We start from the raw sequence: 22,645 nt of genomic DNA on the forward strand, positions 1-22,645 counted from the left end.
GTGAGGAGTTCTCGATGAACGAGCGGACCGAGTTCGTACCCGGACGCCCCGTGGTGCTGCGGGGCGGAACGGTGCTGCCCATGGACGACAGGCGCCAGGTGCTCGCCCGCACCGACGTCCTCGTCGCCGGCGACCGGATCGCCGCGGTGGGGCCCGATCTACCGGTCCCGGAGGGCACGGTCGTGATCGACGCGACCGACGGCATCGTCATGCCCGGCATGATCGACACCCACCGGCACATGTGGCAGACCGCCATGCGCGGCTACGGCGCGGACTGGACCCTGACGCAGTACTTCGTCTGGTACTACCTGGAGCACGGGAAGCTGTTCCGCCCCGAGGACGTGCACGCGGGCAACGTGCTCGCCGCGATCGAGGCCATCGACGCCGGCGTCACCACCGTCGTCGACTGGTCGCACGGCCTGCGGACCGTCGACCACGCCGACGCCGCCGCCGACGCGCTTCGGTCGGTGCCCGGCCGGTTCGTGCTCGCCTACGGCAACATCCAGCAGGCCCCCGCCGAGTGGACCGCCGCGCCGGAGTTCCGCGACTTCGTACGCCGACGGATCACCGGTGACGACATGCTCGGCTTCCAGATCGCGTTCGACGTCACCGGAGACCCGGCCTTCCCCGAGAAGCCCGCCTTCGAAGTCGCCCGCGAACTCGGAGTCCCGGTCACCACCCACGCCGGCGTGTGGGGCGCCACCGGCGACGACGGCATCCGGCTCATGTACGACCACGGCTACATGACCCCCGAGACCGTGTACGTGCACGCCGCCTCGCTCTCCGCGGACTCCTACCACCGCATCGCCGCCACCGGCGGCTCCATCTCGGTTTCCACCGAGAGCGAGCAGAGCGCAGGCCAGGGCTACCCGCCCACCTGGGCCATCCGCGCCCACGACATCCCGGTGTCGCTCTCGATGGACACCAGCGTCTGGTGGAGCGGCGACCTGTTCTCCGCCATGCGCACCACGCTCGGCGCCGACCGCTCCCGCGAGCACATGGAAGCACACGCCAACGGCGGCACCGTCACGCACTGCGCCCTTCGCGCCGACCAGGTCGTCGACTGGGCCACCCGCGGCGGGGCACGCACCCTCGGCCGAGACCACGAGCTCGGCGGCCTCGAGGTCGGCAAGAAGGCCGACATCGTCCTCATCAAGAACGAGCACTCGCCCGTCTCCTTCCCGCTGCTCAACCCCTTCGGCCACGTCGCGTTCCAGGCCCAGCGCGGGGACGTGCACACCGTCCTCGTCAACGGTCGCGTGGTGAAGCACGAGCACCGCCTGGTCGGCGTCGACCTCGCCGCGGCCCGGCGCCAGGTCGAGCAGACCGTCGAACACCTACGGTCGACGATGGGGGAGGAGGAGTGGCAGAAGGGGATGAACCCCGACATCCCCGAGACGACCATCCTCGACAATCCCTACACCTACACCGACTACCACAGCGCCTCGACGCACAGCCGCTGAGCGCGACCCATCAACACCTGTAACAGAAGCGCCGGCTGTCAACGGAGGTCGTACAAGTGACCGTCACGGACCACTACCCTCTGTCGGGTGGTGTGGTCCATCGGCTGCCTCCTGGCGTGACCGTGACCGGACTGGACTCAGTCGTACAGGCGCCCCAGCAGGGCTCCCTGGCCTGACTGGAGGATGTGGGCGGCCTCCAGCGGGATCCAGAAACACTCGAAGTGCGTGGGCTCCTGCTCGCCGTCGTGGTCCTCCTGGCTGGCCCACCGCTCCGCGGTGGGCTCGGTCACCTCCAGGTGGAAGACGTGACGGCGCTGGAGCTCGAACCGGTAGGGGCTCATGTCATAGGTGGTCTCGCCGAGTTTCCGCACGATCTTGAAGTCCTTCAGGCCGGTCTCCTCACCCGCCTCGCGCAGGGCCGCTGCCTCGGGCGTCTCGCCCGCGCGGATGCCGCCGGCCGGAACCTGGATGCCGACCTCCTCGTAGCTGTAATCGGTGTGCCGGAACACCAGCAGCCGACCGTCGCGCACGACGTAGCACAGCACCTTGTCCTTGGTGACTTTCTCAGGCACGGGAACACTCCTTTTCATTCATCGGGACCGGGCGAGATCAGGGCGGCACCCGAGGCCATGGAGCAAAGACGCCGGCACCGCTGTCCGGCGGACGCGGGGCACCTCACGAACGATCTTGAGTCTAGACCGTGTAACAGGACGTCACAGCTGAGCGAAACCGGCTACATAAGCCTCATGAACAGGGAAAATGCGGTACCGTCGCCCTGCCCGCGCCAGGTCGGCGCCGACTCTCCTTGTCCCCGCCCGACCCATTCGAATCCGGGTCGGCATCTGCTCGGGTGTGCGCTCACTCGCGTAGCCGCGCTGACCTCTACCGCGGGCATGAGACGACTCCGCTCTCACGCTGCTGGGATCGATCAACCGGACCGCCAGATCTTCGGCCGATGGCGCGGCCAGCAGGCCGGCCGTGCCAGGCCGACGGGGTAAAGCCCACCATTACAACGCGGATGCTCACCTGGTTCTCTCCCGTAGCCCTGTAGTTACCGCCTTGGAAGGGAGAGTAGGAAGGAATGATGGTATTGGGAAGAAAATTGCTCAGTATTGCTCGAAAGAGCATTGCCGACCTGAGTGTCGTGCAATCACTCGCCATCCTCGGGCTGAGCTGAGGCAAGGTCGGCGATGGCCCGATTGATGACCGCCCTGGCCGCCGCGTCGTAGCTCGCGACAGCCGCCAACTTCTCGAACGTGGAGGTGTACAGCCCGATCTCATGCGACTGCCGTAGGTTCAACTCGGCCGAGTACGTCTCGACGCGCACGAGGTCGGAGTTATAGATCATGAAGCCGTGACGGGGATCGACGACGTATTGCGTCTCGTACCCGATAACCCCGAGCCGCATATTACGCAACGACGTTAGAGAGACCAGCCGGTCAAGTTGACCGAGCATTGTATCCACCGCGCATAGCCGGTAGCGAAGCGCCGCCTCGGTGATGACGAAATGGAATGCCTTATCCGTGCGATACAGCATCTCTTGCCGCTGCATGCGCTTGGCCACCGCGTCGTTAACATCGTTAGGTACTCGGTGGACCATGATGGCCCGCGAAAAGAGCGCACGCGCGAACTCGGCAGTTTGCAGCAGCCCCGGTACCACGGCCGGCTCGAACGACCGGTACAACCTTGTCTTAGCGTCCTGCTCGGATAGCTCAAGCTGGTGACCGAGCATCCCAGCCTTGAGAACGCGCTGCCACTCGGCGTGCTGCACCTCAAGCGTGTGCAGTGAGGCAAGCAGCGCCTCTGTCTCGTGCTCAGTATCGGTTGCCCGTGTCCACGCCTCGATGTCATCGTCAGTCGGCGTCTGCTTGCCGTTCTCGATCTTGCTGACCTTGGACGGCTGCCATGACAACGACTCCGCGAGCTGTTTGCCGCTTAGTTGTGCTCGACGCCGTAGCTCGCGGAGCCGTTGACCGAGGGCATTGCGTGCTTCTTCAACGCCGCCCGAACCGCTAGACCTTGGCCTCAAATTCATCCCGCCGAATGGCGTGATGCTGGGCAACATCCCGCCAATAGTTGTGCCGCACGATCTCGGCGGCGTCAGTGATGATCTCGCCGCCTCGGAACTTGTCTTTTTCGCCGAAGTGCATCCGCGCCAGCTTGCGTGAGTCGAACAGCCAGTAGTCGTGATTGGGCAGACCAAGCTGTTCGGCTACGTCACGAGGTAGGTAACGGATATCTTCACCCGCGTCGCTGGTCCGCTGAGCCGCCCACAGACCGAACCGGCTGTAGTCGGATAGCGGCACGCTGACGACGCGCACGCGAGCGAACCGTCGGCCTTCCGCGGTGGCCTCCCTGATCATGTTGAACCAGGTCTCGGCCCACGACAGGTCAACCGGCTCACCAGCTCGGAACCGCCGAAACGACTCGACCTCACGCGGTGCGTTGTAGCTCTCACGCACTTCCAAGCGGAACGCTGTGTGCTCGAAGGTGCGGAACAACTGATTGAAGTCGTCCCCGATGAGCAAGCTCAGTGCTCTCCCTCCTGCTCCGCGTACCGGCGCGCGTAGTACTTCAGCACCTCTTCCGGGATCTCGATCAGGGTCTCGTGATCCGGTACCGGCCCGATGTCGGCAAGCGCCTGCGGGTCGGTCACCTTCCAGCCCTGGGCGATGTAGGTCGTACGGTCGGTGCGGTCGGTGGCGAACAACGTGGGCGACTCGCCCTCGATGGACTCGGGGTCTTTGCCGAGGAAGTGAGCGCGCATGAGCTGATCCTTCCTTGCTCCAAGTTGGAGAAACTTGCTACGCATGATGACCGAACAAGCCGCGAAGGTCAACGGGCGCGCGGGCGTGGGCGGCGTCGACGCGCCAGGTGCCCGGGTACGGGCGCCACAGCGGCAGTTCCGTCCACTGGGGGACGCGCTGGGCTCTGAGGGAAGTCATGGCCCACCCACTTCAGCTCGGCGGTGCCGCCGGTCGCGGTGCGGCAGGTATCGAGCAAGATCCACCTGAGGCTGAGCGGCGTGGGAGAAGAGGCCGTGGGCTAGGCGGTCGAGAACCGCTTGGCGAGTCGGCGGGGGCCAGCGCGACCAGGTGGGAGTGTTGACCGCGGCAGACCGGGTCACCGTCGGCGATGCCCACCGCTACTACGACGCCCTGATCCGATACTGGCACGACCAGTCGACGCCCACGACCGCGATCGACATCTTGGAGCGGCGAGCCCACTGGAGATCGATGCCCGTTGATATACTAATCTCCATTCATATATACGGAGAGGCGAGATCATGACCAAGACCCTGATCGACCTTGACGACGAGGCCCTGGCAGAGGCGGCGAAGTTGCTCGGCACCTCCTCTAAGAAAGACACCGTCAACGCTGCCCTACGCGAGATCGTCGACCGACGCAGACGGGCAGCGGCTGTGGCGCGCATGCGTGAGATGGTGGCTGAGGGAGAGATCGACTTCTCGGCCATCGGACAGGATGCCGGCACGCAGCAGGCCGTGGCGTGACGGAGCTCTATCTCGTAGATACCAGTGCCTTGATCCTCTTCTACCGCGGTCAGGTCGGTACTGAATGGGATCAGACCGTCACTGCCGGGCTTGTCGGTATCTGTGAGCCGGTCAAGCAGGAGTATCTCCGAGCTGTCGGCGGCCGACCAGCCTTCTACGAGGCAGACAGTTTGCTCCAGGAGACCTTCCCCTACTACGTTCTCCCCGAATCGGCATGGGACGAGACAGGCGAGTTGCAGCGCGACCTCGCAGACAAGGGGTGGCATCAATCCGCCTCTCCGGTCGACCTCCTCGTAGCGGTAGCCGCACGACATCACAAGCTCACCGTGCTGCATGCGGACAACGACTTCGAGACCATCTCCCGCCTGACGGGGCAGCCAGTGCGCCGGATCAGTTGACCGCGTTCACCCGACAAACTCAGCGGTCCGTTAAAGGCCGCTTGTGGCTGAGCCGCAAGCTTTCCTGGGTCAAGCCGCGTTGGGCATCATGCCGTGTCGCTATCCGCTACGACTGCCGTCCTGCGAATCCCTTCGGCGAAGGCGTCCCACTCGGCACGTGTGCAGACGAGAAGGCGGCCTTGCCTGTTGTCCTTGGAGTCACGCAGACCGACGGCACCATCGAGGAACGCCACCTCGACGCAGTTGCCGCCGGCGGTGCTGTGGCTGGATTTGCGCCATGTTGCTGCGGATAAGTCAAACATGTGTCGTTCTACTTCCTGATGTCTCTGAGGGCGGTCGCCAGCATCCTGGTTGACTCGGCCTCGGTCGCCGCTTTCACGCATATGTCGTCGAACATGTCGGCCATGGCGGTGACCTGGGCTTCGTCGCTGATCATGTAGCCGCCGAGAGGGCCATCGAAATAGCCCAGCGGTGGATCGGACCTGGGGTCGGCGAAGTGCAGGACCGTGATGTTTCCCGCGAGTGCGGGATGTGCCCCCGCGGCGGCGGGGAGTATCTGGATCGTAATGTTGTCCAAGCGGGACGATTCGAGAAGATGCTCGATCTGGGTGGTCATCACCGAGGAACCGCCCACCTGCAGCCGGAGGGCGGCCTCGGAGATCACGGCATGAAACTTCAGTGGTGCGGCACCCGTGAGTTGCCGTTGGCGCTGTATCCGGGCTGCGACCCACTTTTCGACGTTCTCCGGTGCGACGGTGTGCGGCCCGGCGATATGGATGGCTCGTGCGTAGTCCTCGGTCTGCAAGAGGCCGGGAATGATGATCGGCTCAAATGCCGTGACCGCTACTGCGTCTGCTTCGAAGCTGATCAGGGGCTTGAGCGAGTCGGGAAGTCCATAGACGGCCCACTGGCCGGCGCCTGGGCCGGACTCGTCTCGTAACTGTTCAAGGCCAGCGCGTACGTCGTTCGGTACGCCGAGTTCGGTCATGAGGCACAGGAGGTCAGACTTGCTGATCTTGGTCTTGCCGTGCTCCCAGTTGACCAGTGTCGCGTGCGTTCGCCCGATCGCCTTGCCTACGTCAGCCTGTGTGCGTCCGGTCATCGTTCGCAGACGCCGCAACTCCATGCCGAGCCGCCGCAAGGGGGCTGATGAGCCGGTCATTGGTCACCTTCCGTAGGGCTCAGTGAGGAACCCTACCGGCACGAGATCGTAGGGGAAGTTAGGCCGACTCGATTGTGATCTTTGATGTAAAGAACTAACGTCAAATCGTGGTCGGACGGTTACTCTCCGACGGACGACACGGTCAATACGGCCTACAGGGTCCACAACAAGACTTGGAGCGACAAATGGCGACTCCGTTCGAGGATGAACCGGCCGCGGGTCTTTTCCCGCTCGCGCCGCTCTGCGGTGCGGCGGAGTTCGACGCGCTGGTACACGACATGGTGGTCGAGGAGGCGCCGCGCGTATTCGCCGTGGTTCAGGAGTACGGTCGGCGATCGGACGGCAGGATCGCGGCCTGGGGAATGGCGTTCAGAGAGCAGACGCAGGTCATCTGTACCGAGGACGGAGCGCGCATGATCCTCGACTCGCCGGAACGCACGGTACATCGATTCAGCCGACGACCAGACGTCACCGTCCGGCTGCTCTGGCTGACGTTCAACAGGACGGGCGGCGTCGCCCTCCAGGAGGGTTCAGCCGACCCGCGAAGCTGAAGCCTGCGCCACGAGGTTGGGCTGCGCATCTCTGAGCCCCGCGCATGTCCGGCCGTCCAGCGCCTCGTGCTCGGGTGTCTCAAGGTGCGCGGTCAGGCGGTGAGCTGGGCGTCCAGGCGGTAGCCGTCGACGGTGACGTAGACCGAGTCGCCGGGGCGGGCGTTGAGGCGCATGAGCACCGGTTGCAGTGAGTCGAACACCGGCTGGCGGTCGCGCCAGACCAGCACCACCGCGTTGTCCCCGGGGCCGGTGACCGACAGCAGCGTGCCCGGGCGCATGCCGAGCTGGGTGGCGTATCCCTCCGGGACCGGTACCGGCTCGCCGCGCAGGTGTTCGCTGGTGACGTCGATGCGCTGCCAGCGGCGCGGGTCGGAGGCCGGGCTCGGCAGCGGCGGCGCGTGGGTCGCGGCGCGTGGTTCGGGGACCAGGTGGGGTCGCGGCGGGCCGGACAGCGCGGTGAGCGCCGCCAGCGCGGTCTGGGCGTCCGGCAGGTTGCGCGTCACGGACGGCACGGGTACGCCGCCGCGCATCTGGTGCCCGTTCGCGCCGGGCGTGCGGCGGGGGAGCGGTGCGAAGCCGCCCGTCGCCGTGGGGTCGGGCGGCGGGACCGCGGCCTTCGGCAGGGCGTCGATCCACGCCTGGGCCGAGTGGGCGCGGATCCCGACCTGCGCCAGCAGCTCGACGGCGTCCTCGCCGGAGGTCTTACCGCCGAGCATCTGCGCGGTGCGCTCCCGCAGCCGGCCCAGGTCCCCGACGACCAGCCAGCCGTCCTGCAGGCGGCGGTCGCGCATGAGCGCGACCAGCACCCGCCACAGGGGGGTGCCGAGCGAGGGCACCTCGATCGGGTGCGCGGGGTCGGCACCGATGAGCTGGTCCTCGGTGGCCGCGTTGCCGAGCCACTCGGTGAGCCGGAACAGGTGGCCGGTGACGGCGGTGGACTCCGGCGAGCGCAGCCAGTGCAGCACGCGCTCCTCGGCGGCGCGCTGCGCCTGGGACAGCACGTCGCGGTCGACGTGTAACTCGTGGGCCAGCGTGCGCAGGCTGACCGGTTCCTCGGCGAACAGCCGCTCGGTGGCCACGGCCCGCTCCAGCGGCGTCCACTCGCGGAAGACCGCGTCCACGAGCCGGACGAGCGGGTTGTCCGAGACAGGTGGCGGGGGAGGGACGGCGGGCTGCGCGGGCGCCTGGGGCGCGTACGGGGCCTGCGGCGCGCCGTTAGCCCCGGCGGCCGGGGACTGGACGGGGTGTGGGCCGGTCGGCTGCACCGGGTGCGGGCCGGTCGGCGCCGTCCGGGCGGCGGCGGGAAGCGCGGGGTGGGGCCCGGTCCGCTGGGCGGGATGGGGCCCGGTGGGGTGCGTGAGGTGCGGCCCGGTGGGCTGGGCGGGGTGAGGGCCGGTGGGGTGCGTGAGGTGCGGCCCGGTGGGCTGGGCGGGGTGAGGGCCGGTGGGCTGCGTGGGATGGGGCCCGGTGGGCTGGGCGGGGTGAGGGCCGGTGGGCTGCGTGGGATGGGGCCCGGTCGGCGGGCTGGACGGGACCTGCGGGGACACGGCGGGCACCCGGCCGAGCACCTCGCGGAACATCGCCGTGATGATGACCTCGGGGGAGGCGGGGGCCGACGGGACCCGCAGGTCCGCGGCGGTGAGCCTGCGCAGCCGCTGCCATCCGCCCATGCCGCTGATGGCCGAGCGCGCGGGCTCGGGCCAGCCGGGAAGGGCCGGGTCGACCTTGTGGACCTGCAGCGCGGGCAGCACGTCCATCAGCGCCAGGTGCTCCCAGCGGCTGACCGCCAGCCGCGAGAGGCGGTCACAGAGCCACTCGACACCGGTCGTGCCGAGGGCGCGACCGAGAGCGATCGACGCCCACCAGCCCCCAGGCAGCCGGGGGTCGGCGAGAACTTCGGCGACCTGCTGAGGCCGGCTCCAGCGCAGAACCGGCACCAGATCACTCAGGCAGATCATTGAATCGGCGTCCATCGGCTGACCGCATCCTCCCGAGTGTGACGCATGTTGCTAATGGTGCAGCTTACGCCGGAGGCTATCAATTAGCGCCGTCTAGGGAGAACATAGCGGCTCAGCGACCCCCGGGCCCGCCGGTGCGCGGATCCCGCCCGTCCCGCCGGGCCTCCCGCCGAGCCCGGCGACCGCCCGCGCGCCTGCCAGGCAGCCCGCTTCCAGGGCGGACTCCGCGGCGTGACCGTCCAGGAGCGCGGTGAGGAACCCGGCGGCGAACGCGTCCCCGGCGCCCGTGGAGTCCACGGCCCGCGCCGCGGCGGCGGGGGCGCGGCGCACGACGCGGCCGTCCACCGCCAGCAGGGCGCCGTCCGGCCCCAGCTTCACCACGGCGGTCCCGTAACGGGCGCTGAGGGCGGACGCGGCCCGCTCGGGGTCGCGTTCACCGGTGAGCAGCAGGGCCTCGTCCCGGTTGGGGAAGATCAGGGACGCGGCGCGGGTCTCGCTCAGGAACCGCTCGACGCCGAAGCCCGTCAGCGGCCCGGTAGAGGCCGGGTCCACGCTGATCCGCAGGCCGCGGCCGAGTGCGGCGCCCACGGCCGTCCTGAACAGCGCGAGACCCGGCTCGGCGAACAGCGTGTACCCCGAGACGTGCAGGTGGGCCACGCCGTCGAGCAGGTCGTCGTCCCAGTCGCCGGGGCCGATGTGCCCGCCCGCGCCCCGGTTGGTCAGCATGGAACGCTCCCCGGCGGCGTCCACCATCGCGATCACGACCGCCGTGGGGTGGCCGGGGTCGACCTGGACGTGCGGGCGCACCCCCGCGCCGCACAGCTCGGCGACGTGCCAGGGGCCGGTGTCGTACCCGACGCGGGTCAGGATGCGCGCGTCCGCGCCCAGGTGGGCGGCCCAGGCGGCGGTGTTGGCCCCCGAGCCGCCCGGCCGCACCACGATGTCGGCGGCGGTGTCGGTCCCGGGGGCGACCGGCGCGTGGTGGACCGCCACAACGTCGGTGACGGTGTCGCCGATGACGAGCAGGCCGCCCACTCAGCTCTCCGGACCGGTCCAGGCGGCGGCGATGGCCCCGGCGAGGCGGGTGTTGCCGCGCACGGCGGCCAGGTTGGCCTCCAGCGAGGCGCCCGCGGTGCCCCGGACGAGGAAGTCCAGCAGGAACGGGGTGATCGCCTGCCCGGTGATCCCCTCCCGCGTGGCGGCGTCGAGCGCCTCGGCCAGCACGCGGTCGTGCAGGGCGGGGTCGAGCTGCTCGTCCTCGGGGACGGGGTTGGCGACGATCAGCGCGGTCTCGGGGCCGCCGAGGCGGTCCTGCGCGCGCATCACCGCGGCGGCGTCCTGCGGGGTCTCCAGCCGCCAGTCCACCGGCAGGCCGGAGCTGTGGAGGTAGAAGCCGGGGAAGGCGTCCGTGCGGTACCCGGCGACGGTCACGCCGCGCGTCTCCAGCCTCTGCAGGGTGGCGGGCACGTCCAGGATCGACTTCACGCCCGCGCAGACGACCGTGATCCTGGTCTTGGCCAGCATGTCCAGGTCGGCGGACTCGTCCTGGTCGGCCGTCCACTCGCGGTGGACGCCGCCGAGGCCGCCGGTGGCGAATACCCGGATCCCGGCGCGTGCCGCGAGGAACGCGGTGGCCGAGACGGTGGTCGCGCCGCTCGCCTCGAGCGCGGCGGCGACGGGCAGGTCGCGGAAGCCCAGCTTGCGCAGGCCGGGCTCGGTGGCGACGCGTTCCAGCATGTTCTTGTCCAGGCCGACCCGGGCCACCCCGTCGAGCACGGCGATGGTCGCGGGGACGGCGCCGGCCTCGCGGACCAGCTCCTCCAGTTCGATCGCGACGCGCAGGTTGCGGGGCCGGGGCAGGCCGTGGGAGATGATCGTCGTCTCCAGCGCCACCACGGGGGCGCCCGCGGCCAAGGCCTCGGACACCTCCTCGGACGTGCGGATCGCCGTGCCGGGGCCGGTCATGTGCATGCTCGCTCTGGGTCCTCTCTGTATGTACGCTCCCAGGGAGATTGTTCCCGGGTGTGCCGTCTCACCGTACTGTCCTGTTAGGGGGCTTTTTATGCGACGGTCGCAGTACGACGCCGTCATCGTCGGCGCGGGGCACAACGGCCTGGTGGCCGCGGCCTACCTGGCACGCGCCGGCCGCCGCGTGCTGGTGCTGGAACGCCTGCCGTACACCGGGGGCCTCGCCGTCTCCGCCCGCGCGTTCCCCGGGGTGGACGCCCGGCTGTCGCGCTACTCCTACCTCGTCAGCCTGCTGCCCGGCAAGGTCGTGGCCGACCTCGGCCTCGCCCTCGACCTGCGGCGGCGGCGCATCGCCTCCTACACCCCCGTCGGCGACACCGGGCTGCTGGTCGACAATGGCGACGCGGCCCGCACCGCCGCGTCCTTCGCCAACGTGACCGGCGGCACCGGCGACCTCGCGGCCTGGGACCGCTTCTACGCGATGACCGCCCGGGTCGCCCGCCGCCTGGCCCAGACCCTGCTGGAGCCCCTGCGTGACCGGGCCGCCGTGCGCGAGGAGGTCGTCGCCGACGCCGAGACCTGGCGCGACCTGTTCGAGCGGCCGATCGGCGAGGTCGTGGACGAGCGGTTCGCCGACGACACCGTGCGGGGCGTCGTGCTGACCGACGCCCTGATCGGCACCTTCGCCGACCCGTCCGCGGACCTGCTCGCCAACCGCTGCTTCCTGTACCACGTCGTGGGGGACGGCACCGGCGACTGGAACGTCCCCGTGGGCGGCATGGGCGCGGTCAGCGGCGCGCTCGCCGAGGCCGCGGCGCGCCACGGCGCGGAGATCCGCACCGGGACCGAGGTACTGGCCGTCGACCCGGGCGGCGAGGTCGTCCTCCGGGACGCGTCCGGCGACGAGCACACCGTGACCGGCGGCCACGTGCTGGTCAACGCCTCGCCCGTCATCCTGGCCCGGCTGCTCGGCGAGGGCGGCGCGGACGACCCCGAGGGGGCGCAGCTCAAGGTCAACATGGTGCTCGCGCGGCTGCCCCGGCTGAAGGACCCGTTCGTGGACCCGGCCGAGGCGTTCAGCGGCACGTTCCACATCAACGAGGGGCGCGAGGCGCTCGCCCGGGCGTACGCGCAGGCCGGGGCGGGGACGATCCCCGCGCTGCCACCGGCCGAGGTGTACTGCCACTCGCTGACCGACCCGTCGATCCTCGGGCCGGCGCTGCGGGAGGCCGGGGCGCACACGATGACGCTGTTCGGCCTGCACATGCCCGCCCGCCTTTTCCGGAAAAATCCGGACAAGGCGCGTGAGGAGGCGCTGGCCGCCACCCTCGCCTCGATCAACAGCGTCCTCGCCGAGCCCATCGAGGACTGCCTGCTGCGCGCCCCCGACGGATCCCCCTGCCTGGAGGCCAAGACGCCCGTCGACCTGGAGACCGAGGCCGGACTGCCCGGCGGGCACATCTTCCACCGGGACCTGTCCTGGCCCTTCGCCGAGGACCCCGCCGAGGCCGGGCGGTGGGGCGTCGAGACCGCCCACCCGCGCGTCCTGCTGTGCGGGGCGGGCGCCCGGCGCGGCGGCGGCGTCAGCGGCATCCCCGGGCACAACGCGGCCATGGCCGTCCTCGGCGCGGGCTCCTGACGATCCCCGCCGGGGCCATTTAATCGGGTTCTCATGGTGCTTAACCGGCTTCTCACGATTCGCGGCTACCGTGGGCCGGTGAGCACCTCCGACCTTCGTGACCTCCAGGATCCCGCGCGCCGGGACGCCGTCCGCGTCCTCGTGGTGGACGACGAGCCCGCCCTGCGCGAGGCCCTGCACAGCAGCCTCACCTTCGAGGGGTACGACGTCACCCTCGCCAAGGACGGCGCCGAGGCCCTGGAGACGCTGGCCGGCGACACCTACGACCTGGTCCTGCTCGACGTCATGATGCCCCGCGTGGACGGCCTCACCGCGTGCAGGCGGCTGCGCGCGGCGGGCCGGGAGGTGCCCGTCCTCATGCTCACCGCCCGCGACGCCGTCGGCGACCGCGTGTCCGGGCTCGACGCCGGAGCCGACGACTACCTGGTCAAACCGTTCGAGCTGGACGAGCTGTTCGCCCGCGTCCGCGCCCTGCTGCGGCGCGGCGCCCGGCGGCCCCCCGAGGAGACCGGCGTGCTCGCCTACGGCGGCCTGCGCATGGACACCGCGACCCGCGAGGTCACGCGCGACGGCCGCCCCCTGGAGCTCACCCGCACCGAATACCTGCTGCTCGAACTGTTCCTGGCCCACCCGCGGCAGGTGCTCACCCGCGAGCAGATCCTCGGCGACGTGTGGGGCTTCGACTTCGAGCCGTCCTCCAACTCCCTCGACGTCTACGTCATGTACCTGCGCCGCAAGACCGAGGCCGGAGGCGCGCCCCGCCTGATCCACACCGTGCGCGGCGTCGGCTACACGCTGCGGACGCCCGCCTGATGAACGGCCTGATGAAAGGCCTGACGCGCGGCGGGCGCCGGTCGCTCGGATCGCGGCTCACCCTGCTCGTCGCGGCGGCCGTCGCGCTCGCGATCGCCGTCTGCGCGGCCACCTGCTGGTTCCTCGTCCGCGACGTGCTCGACCGCCAGCTCAACGACTCCCTGAACCAGCCCCCGCTGGACGGCAGGACGGCGGCGATGATCCGCCGCGACTGCGCGGAACAGCCGAGCGGGAGCGAGCCGCCTGGACCGTTCCTGCGGCTCCAGCAGATCGTCACGGCCGACCGGACGCGCTGCGCGCAGGGGTGGGACGCCGTCAAGGTCGTCCCGGCCGACGCGCGCGTGGCCCAGACGCCGGGAGGCCGGCTGCTGCGGGACGGCGTCACCGAGAGCGGCGACGCCGTCCGCGTGCTCACCGTCAACATCGGGCCGGGCATCGCCGTCAGCGCGGCCCGCTCGCTCTCCGGGATGGACGCCACCCTGCGCGTCCTGGCCCTGACGCTCGCCGGCGTCGCCGCCCTCGGCGTCCTCGGCGCCGCCACGGCGGGCCGGCTGGTCTCCCGCGCCGCGCTGCGCCCCGTCGAACGGCTCACCGGCGCCGTCGAGCACATCGCCAGGACCGAGGACCTCGCGACGCGCATCCCCGTCGACGGCGACGACGAGATCGCCCGGCTGGGCACGTCCTTCAACGCCATGACCGCCGCGCTGGCCGGCTCGCGCGAACGCCAGCGCATGCTCGTCGCCGACGCCGGGCACGAACTGCGCACCCCACTCACCAGCCTGCGCGCCAACGTCGACCTGCTGCTGCACAGCGAGAACTCCGGCCGCCCGCTCGACCCCGGCGCCCGGCGGCGGCTCCTGGCCGGGCTGAAGGCGCAGATGACCGAGATGTCCAGCCTCGTCGGCGACCTGCTGGAGCTGTCCCGCGTCTCCGAGGCCGAGGAGCCCGTCCCCGGCCTGCCGTTCCACGACGTCGTCGAGACCGCCCTGGCCCGGGCCCGCCTGCGCGCCGGGGAGGTCCGCATCGACGCCGACCTCGCCGAGTGGTACGTCCACGGCCGCGAGGGCGCCCTCGAACGCGCGGTCGTGAACCTGCTGGACAACGCCGTCAAGTTCAGCCCGCCGGGCGGCGTGATCGCCGTGCGGCTGGCCGGGGGACAGCTGACCGTGCGCGACCACGGCCCCGGCATCCCCGAGGACGAGCTGCCGCACGTCTTCGAACGGTTCTGGCGGTCCTCGGCCGCCCGCGGCATGTCCGGCTCCGGCCTCGGCCTCGCCATCGTCGCCCAGGCCGTCCGCGACGCCGGGGGCGAGGTCACGCTCGCCAACGCGCCGGGCGGCGGGATCCTGGCCGCCGTCCGCCTCCCCGGGCGCGCGCATTCTCAGACGGGGTTCATGAACGCCTAAGAGCGGTTCAATCCGGCCCGCCGAGGTTGGACCCATGAACGAACCGACCCAGGGCCGCCCCCGGTGACCCCGCCGATGACCGGGCCGATCTCATCGCCCCCGGAGACCCGCCCCGCCCCGCCGCCGGACGCGCGGGGACGCCTCGTCGAGGTGGTCGTCCCGGTGTACAACGAGCGGCGGGCGCTCGCGGGCAGCATCCGCCACCTCCACGACTACCTGAGCGGCACCTTCCCCTACGGCTTCCGCATCACGATCGCCGACAACGCGAGCACCGACGGCACCGGCGCCATCGCGGAGGCGCTCGCCCGCGACCTGCCGGGCGTGCGCGCCGTCCGCCTGGACGAGAAGGGCCGGGGCCGCGCGCTGCGCCGGGTGTGGGCCACGAGCGACGCCGACGTCGTCTGCTACATGGACGTCGACCTGTCCACCGGGCTCAACGCGTTCCTGCCGCTGGTCGCGCCCCTGCTGTCCGGGCACAGCGACCTGGCGATCGGCACCCGGCTCGCCCGCGCGTCCCGCGTCGTCCGGGGCCCGAAGCGGGAGATCATCTCGCGCTCCTACAACATGCTGTTGCACTCGGCGATGGGCGCCCGCTTCTCCGACGCCCAGTGCGGGTTCAAGGCCGCGCGCACCGAGGTCGTCCAGGCCCTGCTCCCGGCGGTCGAGGACGAGGAATGGTTCTTCGACACCGAGCTGCTGCTGCTCGCCGAACGCCACGGCCTGCGCATACACGAGGTCCCGGTCGACTGGGTGGACGACCCCGACAGCCGCGTCGACATCGTCCGCACCGCCCTGGACGACCTGCGCGGCATGGCCAGGGTCGCCCGCGCCGCCCTCTCGGACGGCCCGCGCGCCTCCGAGCCCCCTCCCGGTGAGACTCGCGCGATCCGGCCCGGGCTGGTACGCCACCTGGCGTCCTTCGCCGCCGTCGGGGTTGCCTGCACCCTCGCCTACACGGCCCTGTTCTGGGTCTTGCGCGGATTCATGCCGGCGGTGGCGGCGAACGCGATCGCGCTGCTGGTGACCGCCGTCGCGAACACCGCCGCCAACCGGCGCTTCACCTTCGGCGTCTCCGGGCGCGCCGGGGCGCTGCGGCACCACGTCCAGGGCCTGGTCGCGTTCGCCGCGGGGCTGGCGCTGACCACCTGCGCGCTGGCGCTGCTCCCTGACACCGCCTCCCGGACGGCCGAGCTCGCCGGGGTCGTCTGCGCCAACGCGCTCGCCACCCTCCTGCGCTTCCTGCTGCTGCGCGCCTGGGTGTTCACCCCGCGCAGCCACAAGCGGAGCGGTCCCGAACCGAGCGGCCCGGGCGGCCACGGCCCGGACCGGAGTAACGCGCGGCCCACCAGCCAGAAGGAGAACGGCCGATGACGCTGAAGATCGAGGCTCCGGTGGGCGTGGCCGCGGGCCGGCACGCCCCGCGCGGGAGGTTCGCCCGGATCGTCCTCGGCCCGCCGGAGCACCCCCGCTGGGCCCGCCCCGCGCTGCTCGCCGTGCTCGCCCTGGCCGCCGCGCTCTACACCTGGGGGCTCGGCCGCAACGGGTACGCCAACGACTACTACGCCGCCGCCGTCCTGTCCGGGACGCGGAGCTGGAAGGCGTTCTTCTTCGGCGCGCTGGACTCGGGGTCGTTCATCACGGTGGACAAGCCGCCGTTCGCGCTGTGGGTCATGGGCCTGTCGGCGCGGATCTTCGGGTTCGGCACCTGGAGCATGCTGCTGCCGCAGGCCCTCGCGGGCGTGGCGACGACCGGCGTCCTGTACTCCGCCGTCCGGCGCGCCTTCGACGGCCCCGGGCGGGCCGCGCGCGCCCGCCGCGCGACGGGCCCCGTGACCGGCTCCGTGGTCGGCCCCGTGATCGGCTCTGGTCGCGGTTCCGCGACGGGTCATGCCGCCGGGCTGCTGGCCGCCCTGGTGATGACGCTCACGCCGATCAGCGTGGCGATCAACCGGGACAACAACCCCGACACGATCCTCGTGCTGCTGCTCGTCGCCGCCGCCTGGGCCTGCGCCGAGGCGGTCAGGATGGGACGCCCGCGCCTGCTCGTGCTGTGCGGCGTCCTCGTCGGCATGGGCTTCACGACGAAAATGCTCCAGGCATACCTGGTCCTGCCGGCTTTCGCGCTGGTCTACCTGCTGGCCGCGCCGGCCGGCATGTGGCGGCGGCTCGGGCATCTGGCCGTCGCGGGCGCGGCGCTGGTCGTGTCCAGCGCGTGGTGGATGGTCGTCGTGGACCTCTGGCCCGCGGGCGACCGCCCGTACGTCGGGGGCAGCACGGACGGCACGCTCTGGGACCTGGTGATCGGCTACAACGGCCTCGGCCGGATCTTCGGCGGTGAGGGCGGCCCAGGTGGTGGCGGCGGGCCGGGCGGGGGCGGGCCGGGCGGGGGCGGCGGCTTCGGCGGGCAGGCGGGCGCGGGCCGGCTGTTCAACGACATCATGGCGGGTCAGATCTCCTGGCTGATCCCGTTCGCGGTCCTCGCCCTCGTCACCGGCCTCCTCGTCTGCTCGTGGCGGCGCGGTCCCGTGGAGCCCTACGTCAGCCCGCTTCCCGCCGACGCCGCGTGGGCCGCCGCGCGGACGCCGGGCGTGCGGGCGGCCCTGCTGCTGTGGGGCGGGTGGCTCGTGGTGCACTACGCGGTGTTCAGCTTCTCGGCGGGCATCTTCCACCCGTACTACGCCACGGCCCTGGCCCCGGCCGTGGCCGCGCTGACCGGGATCGGCGGCGTGCTGATGTGGCGGGCCTACCGTTCGCGGCGGCCGGTCGCCGGCTGGGCCCTCCCGCTCGGCGTGGCCGTCACCGGGGCGTGGGCGTTCACCGTCCTGCGCCGCGCGCCCGGCTGGGCGCCCTGGCTGCCGTTCGCGGTCGCCGCCGCGGTCGCCGCGGCCGTGCTCGGCCTGGTGGTGCTGCGCCTCGGCCGCCGGGGACGGACCCGGCTCGCCGCCGTCGCGCTGGTCCTCGCCCTGGCGGGCGGGCTCGCGGGCCCGGCCGCGTACGCGCTCACCCCGCTGTCGGCCCCCGTCAACGGCACCAACCCCACGGCCGGGCCGCAGACGGGCTTCGGCGGTATGGGAGTCGGGCCGCGCGGTGCAGGCGGTCCGGACGGCCCCGGCGGTGCGGACGGTCGTCCTGCGGGGGCCGAGGACGGCGTGCCCCCCGGCGCGGGGACCTCTGCCGGCGCGCCCGGCGGCACGCGGACGCCCGCGGGCGTGGGGGCGCCGCCGTCCGGCGGTCTCGGCGGTCCCGAGGGCGGTGTCGACGCCGCGCTGGTCTCCTACCTGCGCGCGAACAAGGGGACGGCCACGTGGCTGGTCGCGGTGAGCAGTGCCCGCGAGGCGTCGTCCATCATCCTCGCCACCGGCGGCGGGCCCGTCATCGCGATGGGCGGCTTCACGGGGAGCGACCCGGCGATGACCGTGGAGAAGCTCCGGCGGTACGTCGCGGAGGGGCGGCTGACGTATGTGTTGCTCGGCGGTCGCATGGGCGGGCCGGGGGAGCGAAACGACGAGGTCACCGCGTGGGTGCGGGCCAACGGCACCGCGGTCCCGGCGGAGGAGTACGGAGGAACCGGTACAGGAGGAACCGGTACAGGAGGAACGCTCTACCGCCTCGGCTGAGCCGAAACGGCCTGCGAGGTGAGGGGAGGTCCGCCCGGCAGCGTCGTCGGTGCCGGGTTGTGCCTATGGCCTCGCTTCGCTCGGCGTGTTCGGGGCGCCCCGGAGGCGCCCCGAACAGGTCAGATCTCGTCGCGGGCGCTGTGCCGCAGGCGGCACCACAGCGGGAGGCCGAACCAGATCACCACGAATCCCGTGAGCGTGGCGATGCCGATGTAGGGCCCGGCCGTGATGCCCACCACGTCGAGGACGAGCATCAGCGCGCACCCGAGGGCGACGACCAGCAGGAGCAGCCCGGCCAGCGTGAGCCGGTTGGACATCACGACCAGCCGCGACTTCAGACGGCGCCCGAACACGACGCGGTGGAAAGGGGCGGGGGAGGTCAGCAGGGCCGCGGCGAGCAAGGTGGTGATCAGGGCCGTCACGTACATGCCGCGCTGCTGCGCGGTGATGTCGGCGAACCTCGGCATGAAGGCGAGGGCCATCAGGAAACTCGCCAGGTACTGGACGCACGTCTGGCCGATGCGGACCTCCTGCAACAGTTCCGCGTAGCGGCGGTTGAGAACCTGGTGGGAGCTCTCGTGGGAATCGGCCGGCGGGGGGACGTGAGGCGCCCGATCCGGTGATGGGAGGACCGTCTGCGTGTCCAGGGCGTGGGGCACGGACGGGCGGATGCGGGTGGACTGTGCCATGGCGCTCCTTGACGAAGGGCGGTGGGGGGTGCGCGGACCGGGGTGGCACGTTCTTTCCTGGAATTGTTACTTCATCTGTCATTCATCCGTTAGTGCGAATGCGATGGATGGACGAAGTGGGCGGGGAATGGGAGGAGTGTCTGGATGAACGGCAAAGTGGCAAGGGCGAACGGTTCACAATCACCGTTCACCGCAGCGACCGGACTTCGTCACCTGAGGCACTACGTCATCTGGCCCCCGCGGTGGCGAGCGTCGCGCGGGAAGGCCGGTGAGGACGTCTCCGCGCGCCGGTGCGCCCGCCGATCGGCGCGGCGGGTGGACGGTCGTCCGGGTAGTAGGATCAGGCCGTGCGCAGTGCTGATGGTGCAGCGGGAGGAACGCGCGTTAGCCGGGCCGACCAGGCGGATCACCGTCGGGCTGAGCTCCTGGAGGCCGCGCGGCGGGTCGTGCTCGAACGCGGCATCTCGAGCACCCGGGTCGCCGACATCGCCAAGGCGACCAACGTCAGCGGCGGCCTGATCCATTACCACTTCGCCACCAAAGACGACCTGATCACCGCCATGCTCCGCACCACCATCGACGGCGAGGTGGGGCGGCTCAGAGAGCTGATCCAGGAGCCCGGCACGGCGACCGACCGGCTGGACCGCGTGCTGCGCTACTACATCCCGAGGTCGCGAGCCGACCAGAGTTGGCTGCTCTGGATCGACGCGTTCGCGGCCGGGCTGCGCGAGGCGGTCGTCCAGGAGATCCTGCTGGAGCTGGAGTCCGGCTGGATCGGCACGCTGGAACAGGTGATCAGCTCGGGTGTCGACACCGGCGAGTTCGTCTGCGACGACCCGCGCGGCGCCGCCGAGCGCATCGACGGCATGCTCGACGGCCTGATCATCCGCTACACGCTGCACCCGTCGGTGCTGTCGCGCCGCCGCCTGCTGGAGCACGCCCGCATCGCCGCGGCCCGCGAGGTCGGCATCGACCGCTCGGTGTTCCCGGACTCCTGACCCTGCACTCGGGAAATGGTCCTCGCTTCGCTCGGGCTGTGTTTATGGACCTGACGGTACCTCTGCTGGCGAGCAGAAATCCGGCTTAGTGTCACTTTGAGGATCGTATGGAGGATGTTCCAGGTATCAGGGCCTTCGGCCAACCCGGGGCGCGCCAGTGCTGCCGACCCGGCTACTCGGCATCCACATCTCCAGCGCTACCACCTGGCAACGCGCTTGCTGCGGTGACTGGACCACCTATGAGGCAGAAGTGAGCAGTCGCCCCCTACCAGCATATGATCGTCACCCCGCACCGCCAGGACCCCCGGAAACGCGGACCCGGGCTCGTTGCCGGAGTCCACGTCTATCGTGTTGGAATGTGGCGCTTCCGCAGTGCCGCTCCCACAATGATGAAGCTGATCAGGAATGGATATACGATACCGCGTTCGACGAAGCCGATGAGGACCCCGGTTCCCGATTCGAGGACGGCCCCGTAGGCCACCAGCGAAACCAAGCCGAGTATCCCGGCGACCACCAGGGCCCTCCCCAGTCTGCGGGGGAATCCGAGGAGCTGATGCATCCTGCCGATAAGGATGGCAAGCACGTTGCCGCTGATGAACCCCATGAAAGCGCCCAGTCCGTGGTAGTCGGTCGCGCCGTTGTCCGTCGCTTCGCCAGATCCTGGGAAGAATGCCAGTACGACGCCGCCGGCCGCCAGCAGCGCCGCCATTGCGACCGCCGGCCCTCGACGTCTGCCGGGCAGTCCCCTCAGCATGACGACGCCGGCTAGTGCGGCGAGTCCGAAGAGGAAGAAGCCCGTATTCATCACCCACGCGAGCGGCGAGTACATGAACTGCCCGAACGCGGTTGAGGGGCCGCGAACCCCGAGGTTGCTGATGAAGTGGTACGTGTAGCTGTAGGGCGGATCCGTCCATGCTGCCGCGGCGATGAACTCGGCGGTGAAGTAGATGCCTCCGCTGGCTATGAGCGCCGCCCCCGCCCTGCGGCGCTGCGGGGCCGAGGGTGGTTGAAGCGGCTGGTGGACTGCCGATTCGGGCTTGATGTCGTTCAAGGTTTCCTCCTGTGGTTCGAATCGTCTTAGGGGCACATGCTGTCGCGCCAGAACACTGCTCGGTGTCCAGGACTGGGCTACATGTCGTGGTTGTGTGTGGAACCGCCGGAACACGGGGGTGTTCTCAGCGGCGGGCCGGCTGGATTCCGGCTGACTCAGCTGAACAGCGACAGGTCTATGGAGTCGGCCAGGGCCTGGTAGCCCGCATCGTTGCCGTGCAGCTGGTCGCCGCAGTGGAAGTCCTCCCTGATTCGGCTGGGGCGGTCCGGGTCGCGCCAGACGGCGTCGAAGTCCAGCACAGCGTCGAAGGCGCCGCCGGTGCGGATCCATTCGTTGACCGTCTGGCGTGCGCTCTCGCCCTCCGGTGTGTAGATCTCCGCGCCCTCGTAGGGCGCGATCGTGGTGGCGTAGACCCTCACGCCGCGTTCGTGCGCCCGGGCGATCAGCTGGTGGTAGCCCGCGATGACGTCGTCCGTCGTCACCGGCGCGCCGGGGAACATCTTCAGGAAGTCGGCCAGGGGACCGTCGTCGTCCCGTGGGGCGAAGGAGATGCCGATGTCGTTGCCGCCCGCGGAGAGCACCACGTAGCCGAGGCCGGGCGTCGCCAGCACGTCACGGTCGAAGCGGGCCAGGGCGGCGACACCGATGCCGTCGTTGAGCATCCGGTTGCCGCTGATGCCCTGGTTGGAGACGTAGCCGGTGGCCACGCCCCGCTCGGTGAGACGCTCGGCCAGCAGTTCCGGCCAGCTGTGGTTGGCGTCCGGGGTCGAGCCGGCGCCGTCGGTGCGGGAGTCGCCCACCACGACGATGGTCTTGGCTGGGGCGTCGGGGAGCAGTTCGACGGCGGAGATCAGGGCCCGCACTGGCAGGACTTCGGCGTTCTCCGGCAGGGTGGGGGCGGCAACGGCGTCGCCCGGGATCGTCCAGCCGGTCTCCAGGGCGGGGTCGTGGCAGGTGCAGGTCTCCACGCGCCCCGGCAGGTAGAGGCCGATGGACAGCTTGGCGAGGGCGGGCAGGGGCAGGTCGACCGGATCGCTGAGGATCGGCGCGCCCGCTGGGACGGTGACGGCCGACGCGCCGGAGAAGGTCAGCACGCGCTCGCTGCCCGGCTGAACCCCGCCGCCGGGCGCCGCGAGGCCCACCTGCGCCGCGCCGATGGTGAAGGGCGCGGTCCCGAACTCGTTGGTGAAGCGGATGCGCACCCGGCGCCCGCCGCCGCTGATGCGCACCACTTGGCGCAGGGTCACGTCGGCGAGGGGCGGGTGGTCGTCCAGCGAGCCGAGCCCATCGTGGGCCGCCTGGGGCGAGGCGCCCCAGCTCCGGACCCAACTGCCGGCGTTGTTCGTCATGGTCATCTGTTGCCTCCGTTGTTCGTGAAGGTGCTGCGGCATGCGAAGACTGAGGCGGGTCGCTGACACGGG

General features: G+C 70.7%; 23 protein-coding genes. 10 read left to right on the forward strand and 13 right to left on the reverse strand.

What is annotated here, in order from left to right; genetic code table 11:
* Positions 1-14 precede the first annotated feature (14 nt).
* The gene (locus AB0M95_RS04985; RefSeq protein ID WP_363759620.1) at positions 15-1,463 is read left to right on the forward strand and encodes an amidohydrolase family protein; all 1,449 of its coding nucleotides are present in this window, start codon (positions 15-17) and stop codon (positions 1,461-1,463) included.
* A 137-nt stretch (positions 1,464-1,600) separates the two neighbouring features.
* On the opposite strand, the gene AB0M95_RS04990 is transcribed toward AB0M95_RS04985, so the two are convergent.
* From AB0M95_RS04990 to AB0M95_RS05010, 5 genes are all read right to left on the reverse strand, one after another.
* Entirely contained in the window at positions 1,601-2,035 is a 435-nt protein-coding gene (locus tag AB0M95_RS04990; protein ID WP_363759623.1) for an NUDIX domain-containing protein, read from the reverse strand.
* 578 nt (positions 2,036-2,613) lie between these two features.
* Positions 2,614-3,528, reverse strand: coding sequence for a helix-turn-helix transcriptional regulator (locus AB0M95_RS04995; RefSeq protein ID WP_363759626.1), 915 nt, complete (start codon positions 3,526-3,528; stop codon positions 2,614-2,616).
* Positions 3,476-3,991: a DUF6879 family protein gene (locus tag AB0M95_RS05000; protein WP_363759629.1), complete on the reverse strand. Its 516-nt coding sequence runs from the start codon at positions 3,989-3,991 to the stop codon at positions 3,476-3,478. Before AB0M95_RS05000 ends, AB0M95_RS04995 begins: the two co-directional genes overlap by 53 nt.
* 2 nt (positions 3,992-3,993) lie before the next feature.
* Positions 3,994-4,230 (reverse strand): hypothetical protein, encoded by a 237-nt coding sequence (locus tag AB0M95_RS05005; protein WP_363759632.1) that lies wholly within the window; start codon positions 4,228-4,230, stop codon positions 3,994-3,996.
* Positions 4,231-4,267: 37 nt separating this feature from the next.
* Positions 4,268-4,408, reverse strand: a complete 141-nt coding sequence (locus AB0M95_RS05010) for a hypothetical protein (protein ID WP_363759635.1) — start codon at positions 4,406-4,408, stop codon at positions 4,268-4,270.
* A gap of 341 nt (positions 4,409-4,749) precedes the next feature.
* Here AB0M95_RS05010 and AB0M95_RS05015 point away from each other — a divergent pair, with 341 nt between their 5' ends.
* Together AB0M95_RS05015 and AB0M95_RS05020 are read left to right on the forward strand one after the other, a co-directional pair.
* Positions 4,750-4,974 (forward strand): type II toxin-antitoxin system VapB family antitoxin, encoded by a 225-nt coding sequence (locus AB0M95_RS05015; RefSeq protein WP_363759638.1) that lies wholly within the window; start codon positions 4,750-4,752, stop codon positions 4,972-4,974.
* Entirely contained in the window at positions 4,971-5,372 is a 402-nt protein-coding gene (locus AB0M95_RS05020; RefSeq protein ID WP_363759641.1) for a PIN domain nuclease, read from the forward strand. Before AB0M95_RS05015 ends, AB0M95_RS05020 begins: the two co-directional genes overlap by 4 nt.
* A gap of 86 nt (positions 5,373-5,458) precedes the next feature.
* On the opposite strand, the gene AB0M95_RS05025 is transcribed toward AB0M95_RS05020, so the two are convergent.
* Entirely contained in the window at positions 5,459-5,674 is a 216-nt protein-coding gene (locus tag AB0M95_RS05025) for a DUF397 domain-containing protein (protein WP_363759644.1), read from the reverse strand.
* A gap of 8 nt (positions 5,675-5,682) precedes the next feature.
* Positions 5,683-6,534: a helix-turn-helix transcriptional regulator gene (locus tag AB0M95_RS05030; protein WP_363759647.1), complete on the reverse strand. Its 852-nt coding sequence runs from the start codon at positions 6,532-6,534 to the stop codon at positions 5,683-5,685.
* A gap of 185 nt (positions 6,535-6,719) precedes the next feature.
* Here AB0M95_RS05030 and AB0M95_RS05035 point away from each other — a divergent pair, with 185 nt between their 5' ends.
* On the forward strand, positions 6,720-7,085 hold the full coding sequence (locus AB0M95_RS05035; protein WP_363759650.1) for a hypothetical protein: 366 nt from the start codon (positions 6,720-6,722) through the stop codon (positions 7,083-7,085).
* Between the two features lie 92 nt (positions 7,086-7,177).
* Here the strand turns inward: AB0M95_RS05035 and AB0M95_RS05040 are convergent, their stop codons facing one another.
* The 3 genes from AB0M95_RS05040 to AB0M95_RS05050 all read right to left on the reverse strand — a co-directional run bounded on the left by AB0M95_RS05040 (position 7,178) and on the right by AB0M95_RS05050 (position 11,014).
* Positions 7,178-9,058, reverse strand: coding sequence for a hypothetical protein (locus AB0M95_RS05040; protein ID WP_363759653.1), 1,881 nt, complete (start codon positions 9,056-9,058; stop codon positions 7,178-7,180).
* 78 nt (positions 9,059-9,136) lie between these two features.
* Positions 9,137-10,078, reverse strand: coding sequence for a PfkB family carbohydrate kinase (locus tag AB0M95_RS05045; protein WP_363759656.1), 942 nt, complete (start codon positions 10,076-10,078; stop codon positions 9,137-9,139).
* Complete coding sequence (locus tag AB0M95_RS05050) at positions 10,079-11,014, reverse strand: pseudouridine-5'-phosphate glycosidase (protein ID WP_363759659.1); 936 nt, start codon at positions 11,012-11,014, stop codon at positions 10,079-10,081.
* 91 nt (positions 11,015-11,105) lie between these two features.
* Here AB0M95_RS05050 and AB0M95_RS05055 point away from each other — a divergent pair, with 91 nt between their 5' ends.
* The 5 genes from AB0M95_RS05055 (at position 11,106) to AB0M95_RS05075 (ending at position 18,486) form a co-directional block, all read left to right on the forward strand.
* Positions 11,106-12,650: an NAD(P)/FAD-dependent oxidoreductase gene (locus AB0M95_RS05055; RefSeq protein ID WP_363759662.1), complete on the forward strand. Its 1,545-nt coding sequence runs from the start codon at positions 11,106-11,108 to the stop codon at positions 12,648-12,650.
* A gap of 78 nt (positions 12,651-12,728) precedes the next feature.
* Positions 12,729-13,463, forward strand: a complete 735-nt coding sequence (locus AB0M95_RS05060; protein ID WP_363759665.1) for a response regulator transcription factor — start codon at positions 12,729-12,731, stop codon at positions 13,461-13,463.
* Positions 13,464-13,474: 11 nt separating this feature from the next.
* Entirely contained in the window at positions 13,475-14,869 is a 1,395-nt protein-coding gene (locus tag AB0M95_RS05065) for a HAMP domain-containing sensor histidine kinase (protein ID WP_363759668.1), read from the forward strand.
* A gap of 75 nt (positions 14,870-14,944) precedes the next feature.
* Positions 14,945-16,240, forward strand: a complete 1,296-nt coding sequence (locus AB0M95_RS05070; protein ID WP_363759671.1) for a bifunctional glycosyltransferase family 2/GtrA family protein — start codon at positions 14,945-14,947, stop codon at positions 16,238-16,240.
* Positions 16,237-18,486: a glycosyltransferase family 39 protein gene (locus tag AB0M95_RS05075; RefSeq protein WP_363759674.1), complete on the forward strand. Its 2,250-nt coding sequence runs from the start codon at positions 16,237-16,239 to the stop codon at positions 18,484-18,486. The genes AB0M95_RS05070 and AB0M95_RS05075 overlap by 4 nt, the downstream gene beginning before the upstream one ends.
* Positions 18,487-18,605: 119 nt before the next feature.
* On the opposite strand, the gene AB0M95_RS05080 is transcribed toward AB0M95_RS05075, so the two are convergent.
* Positions 18,606-19,175 carry a DUF6328 family protein gene (locus AB0M95_RS05080; protein WP_363759677.1) on the reverse strand — a complete coding sequence of 190 codons (570 nt, stop codon included), beginning with the start codon at positions 19,173-19,175 and terminating at the stop codon, positions 18,606-18,608.
* Between the two features lie 347 nt (positions 19,176-19,522).
* Between AB0M95_RS05080 and AB0M95_RS05085 the strand changes: the two genes are divergently transcribed.
* Entirely contained in the window at positions 19,523-20,173 is a 651-nt protein-coding gene (locus AB0M95_RS05085) for a TetR/AcrR family transcriptional regulator (RefSeq protein ID WP_363759680.1), read from the forward strand.
* Between the two features lie 343 nt (positions 20,174-20,516).
* Here AB0M95_RS05085 and AB0M95_RS05090 read toward each other — a convergent pair whose 3' ends face one another.
* Both AB0M95_RS05090 and AB0M95_RS05095 read right to left on the reverse strand, forming a co-directional pair.
* Entirely contained in the window at positions 20,517-21,224 is a 708-nt protein-coding gene (locus AB0M95_RS05090) for a DUF998 domain-containing protein (RefSeq protein ID WP_363759683.1), read from the reverse strand.
* Between the two features lie 155 nt (positions 21,225-21,379).
* A complete protein-coding gene (locus AB0M95_RS05095) occupies positions 21,380-22,579 on the reverse strand; it encodes an SGNH/GDSL hydrolase family protein (protein ID WP_363759686.1) in 1,200 nt (399 codons plus the stop codon).
* Positions 22,580-22,645 lie beyond the last annotated feature (66 nt).

It is taken from the genome of Sphaerisporangium sp. NPDC051017 (assembly GCF_040683095.1).
In the GTDB taxonomy this organism is placed as follows: Bacteria; Actinomycetota; Actinomycetes; order Streptosporangiales; family Streptosporangiaceae; genus Sphaerisporangium.

Coding starts and splice junctions, on each gene's coding strand:
- AB0M95_RS04985 (WP_363759620.1), top strand. CDS start 15: ATGAACGAGCGGACCGAGTTCGTACCCGGACGCCCCGTGGTGCTGCGG.
- AB0M95_RS04995 (WP_363759626.1), bottom strand. CDS start 3,528: ATGTTGCCCAGCATCACGCCATTCGGCGGGATGAATTTGAGGCCAAGG.
- AB0M95_RS05005 (WP_363759632.1), bottom strand. CDS start 4,230: ATGCGCGCTCACTTCCTCGGCAAAGACCCCGAGTCCATCGAGGGCGAG.
- AB0M95_RS05010 (WP_363759635.1), bottom strand. CDS start 4,408: ATGACTTCCCTCAGAGCCCAGCGCGTCCCCCAGTGGACGGAACTGCCG.
- AB0M95_RS05015 (WP_363759638.1), top strand. CDS start 4,750: ATGACCAAGACCCTGATCGACCTTGACGACGAGGCCCTGGCAGAGGCG.
- AB0M95_RS05025 (WP_363759644.1), bottom strand. CDS start 5,674: ATGTTTGACTTATCCGCAGCAACATGGCGCAAATCCAGCCACAGCACC.
- AB0M95_RS05030 (WP_363759647.1), bottom strand. CDS start 6,534: ATGACCGGCTCATCAGCCCCCTTGCGGCGGCTCGGCATGGAGTTGCGG.
- AB0M95_RS05035 (WP_363759650.1), top strand. CDS start 6,720: ATGGCGACTCCGTTCGAGGATGAACCGGCCGCGGGTCTTTTCCCGCTC.
- AB0M95_RS05040 (WP_363759653.1), bottom strand. CDS start 9,058: ATGGACGCCGATTCAATGATCTGCCTGAGTGATCTGGTGCCGGTTCTG.
- AB0M95_RS05050 (WP_363759659.1), bottom strand. CDS start 11,014: ATGCACATGACCGGCCCCGGCACGGCGATCCGCACGTCCGAGGAGGTG.
- AB0M95_RS05055 (WP_363759662.1), top strand. CDS start 11,106: ATGCGACGGTCGCAGTACGACGCCGTCATCGTCGGCGCGGGGCACAAC.
- AB0M95_RS05065 (WP_363759668.1), top strand. CDS start 13,475: ATGAAAGGCCTGACGCGCGGCGGGCGCCGGTCGCTCGGATCGCGGCTC.
- AB0M95_RS05070 (WP_363759671.1), top strand. CDS start 14,945: ATGACCGGGCCGATCTCATCGCCCCCGGAGACCCGCCCCGCCCCGCCG.
- AB0M95_RS05075 (WP_363759674.1), top strand. CDS start 16,237: ATGACGCTGAAGATCGAGGCTCCGGTGGGCGTGGCCGCGGGCCGGCAC.
- AB0M95_RS05080 (WP_363759677.1), bottom strand. CDS start 19,175: ATGGCACAGTCCACCCGCATCCGCCCGTCCGTGCCCCACGCCCTGGAC.
- AB0M95_RS05095 (WP_363759686.1), bottom strand. CDS start 22,579: ATGACCATGACGAACAACGCCGGCAGTTGGGTCCGGAGCTGGGGCGCC.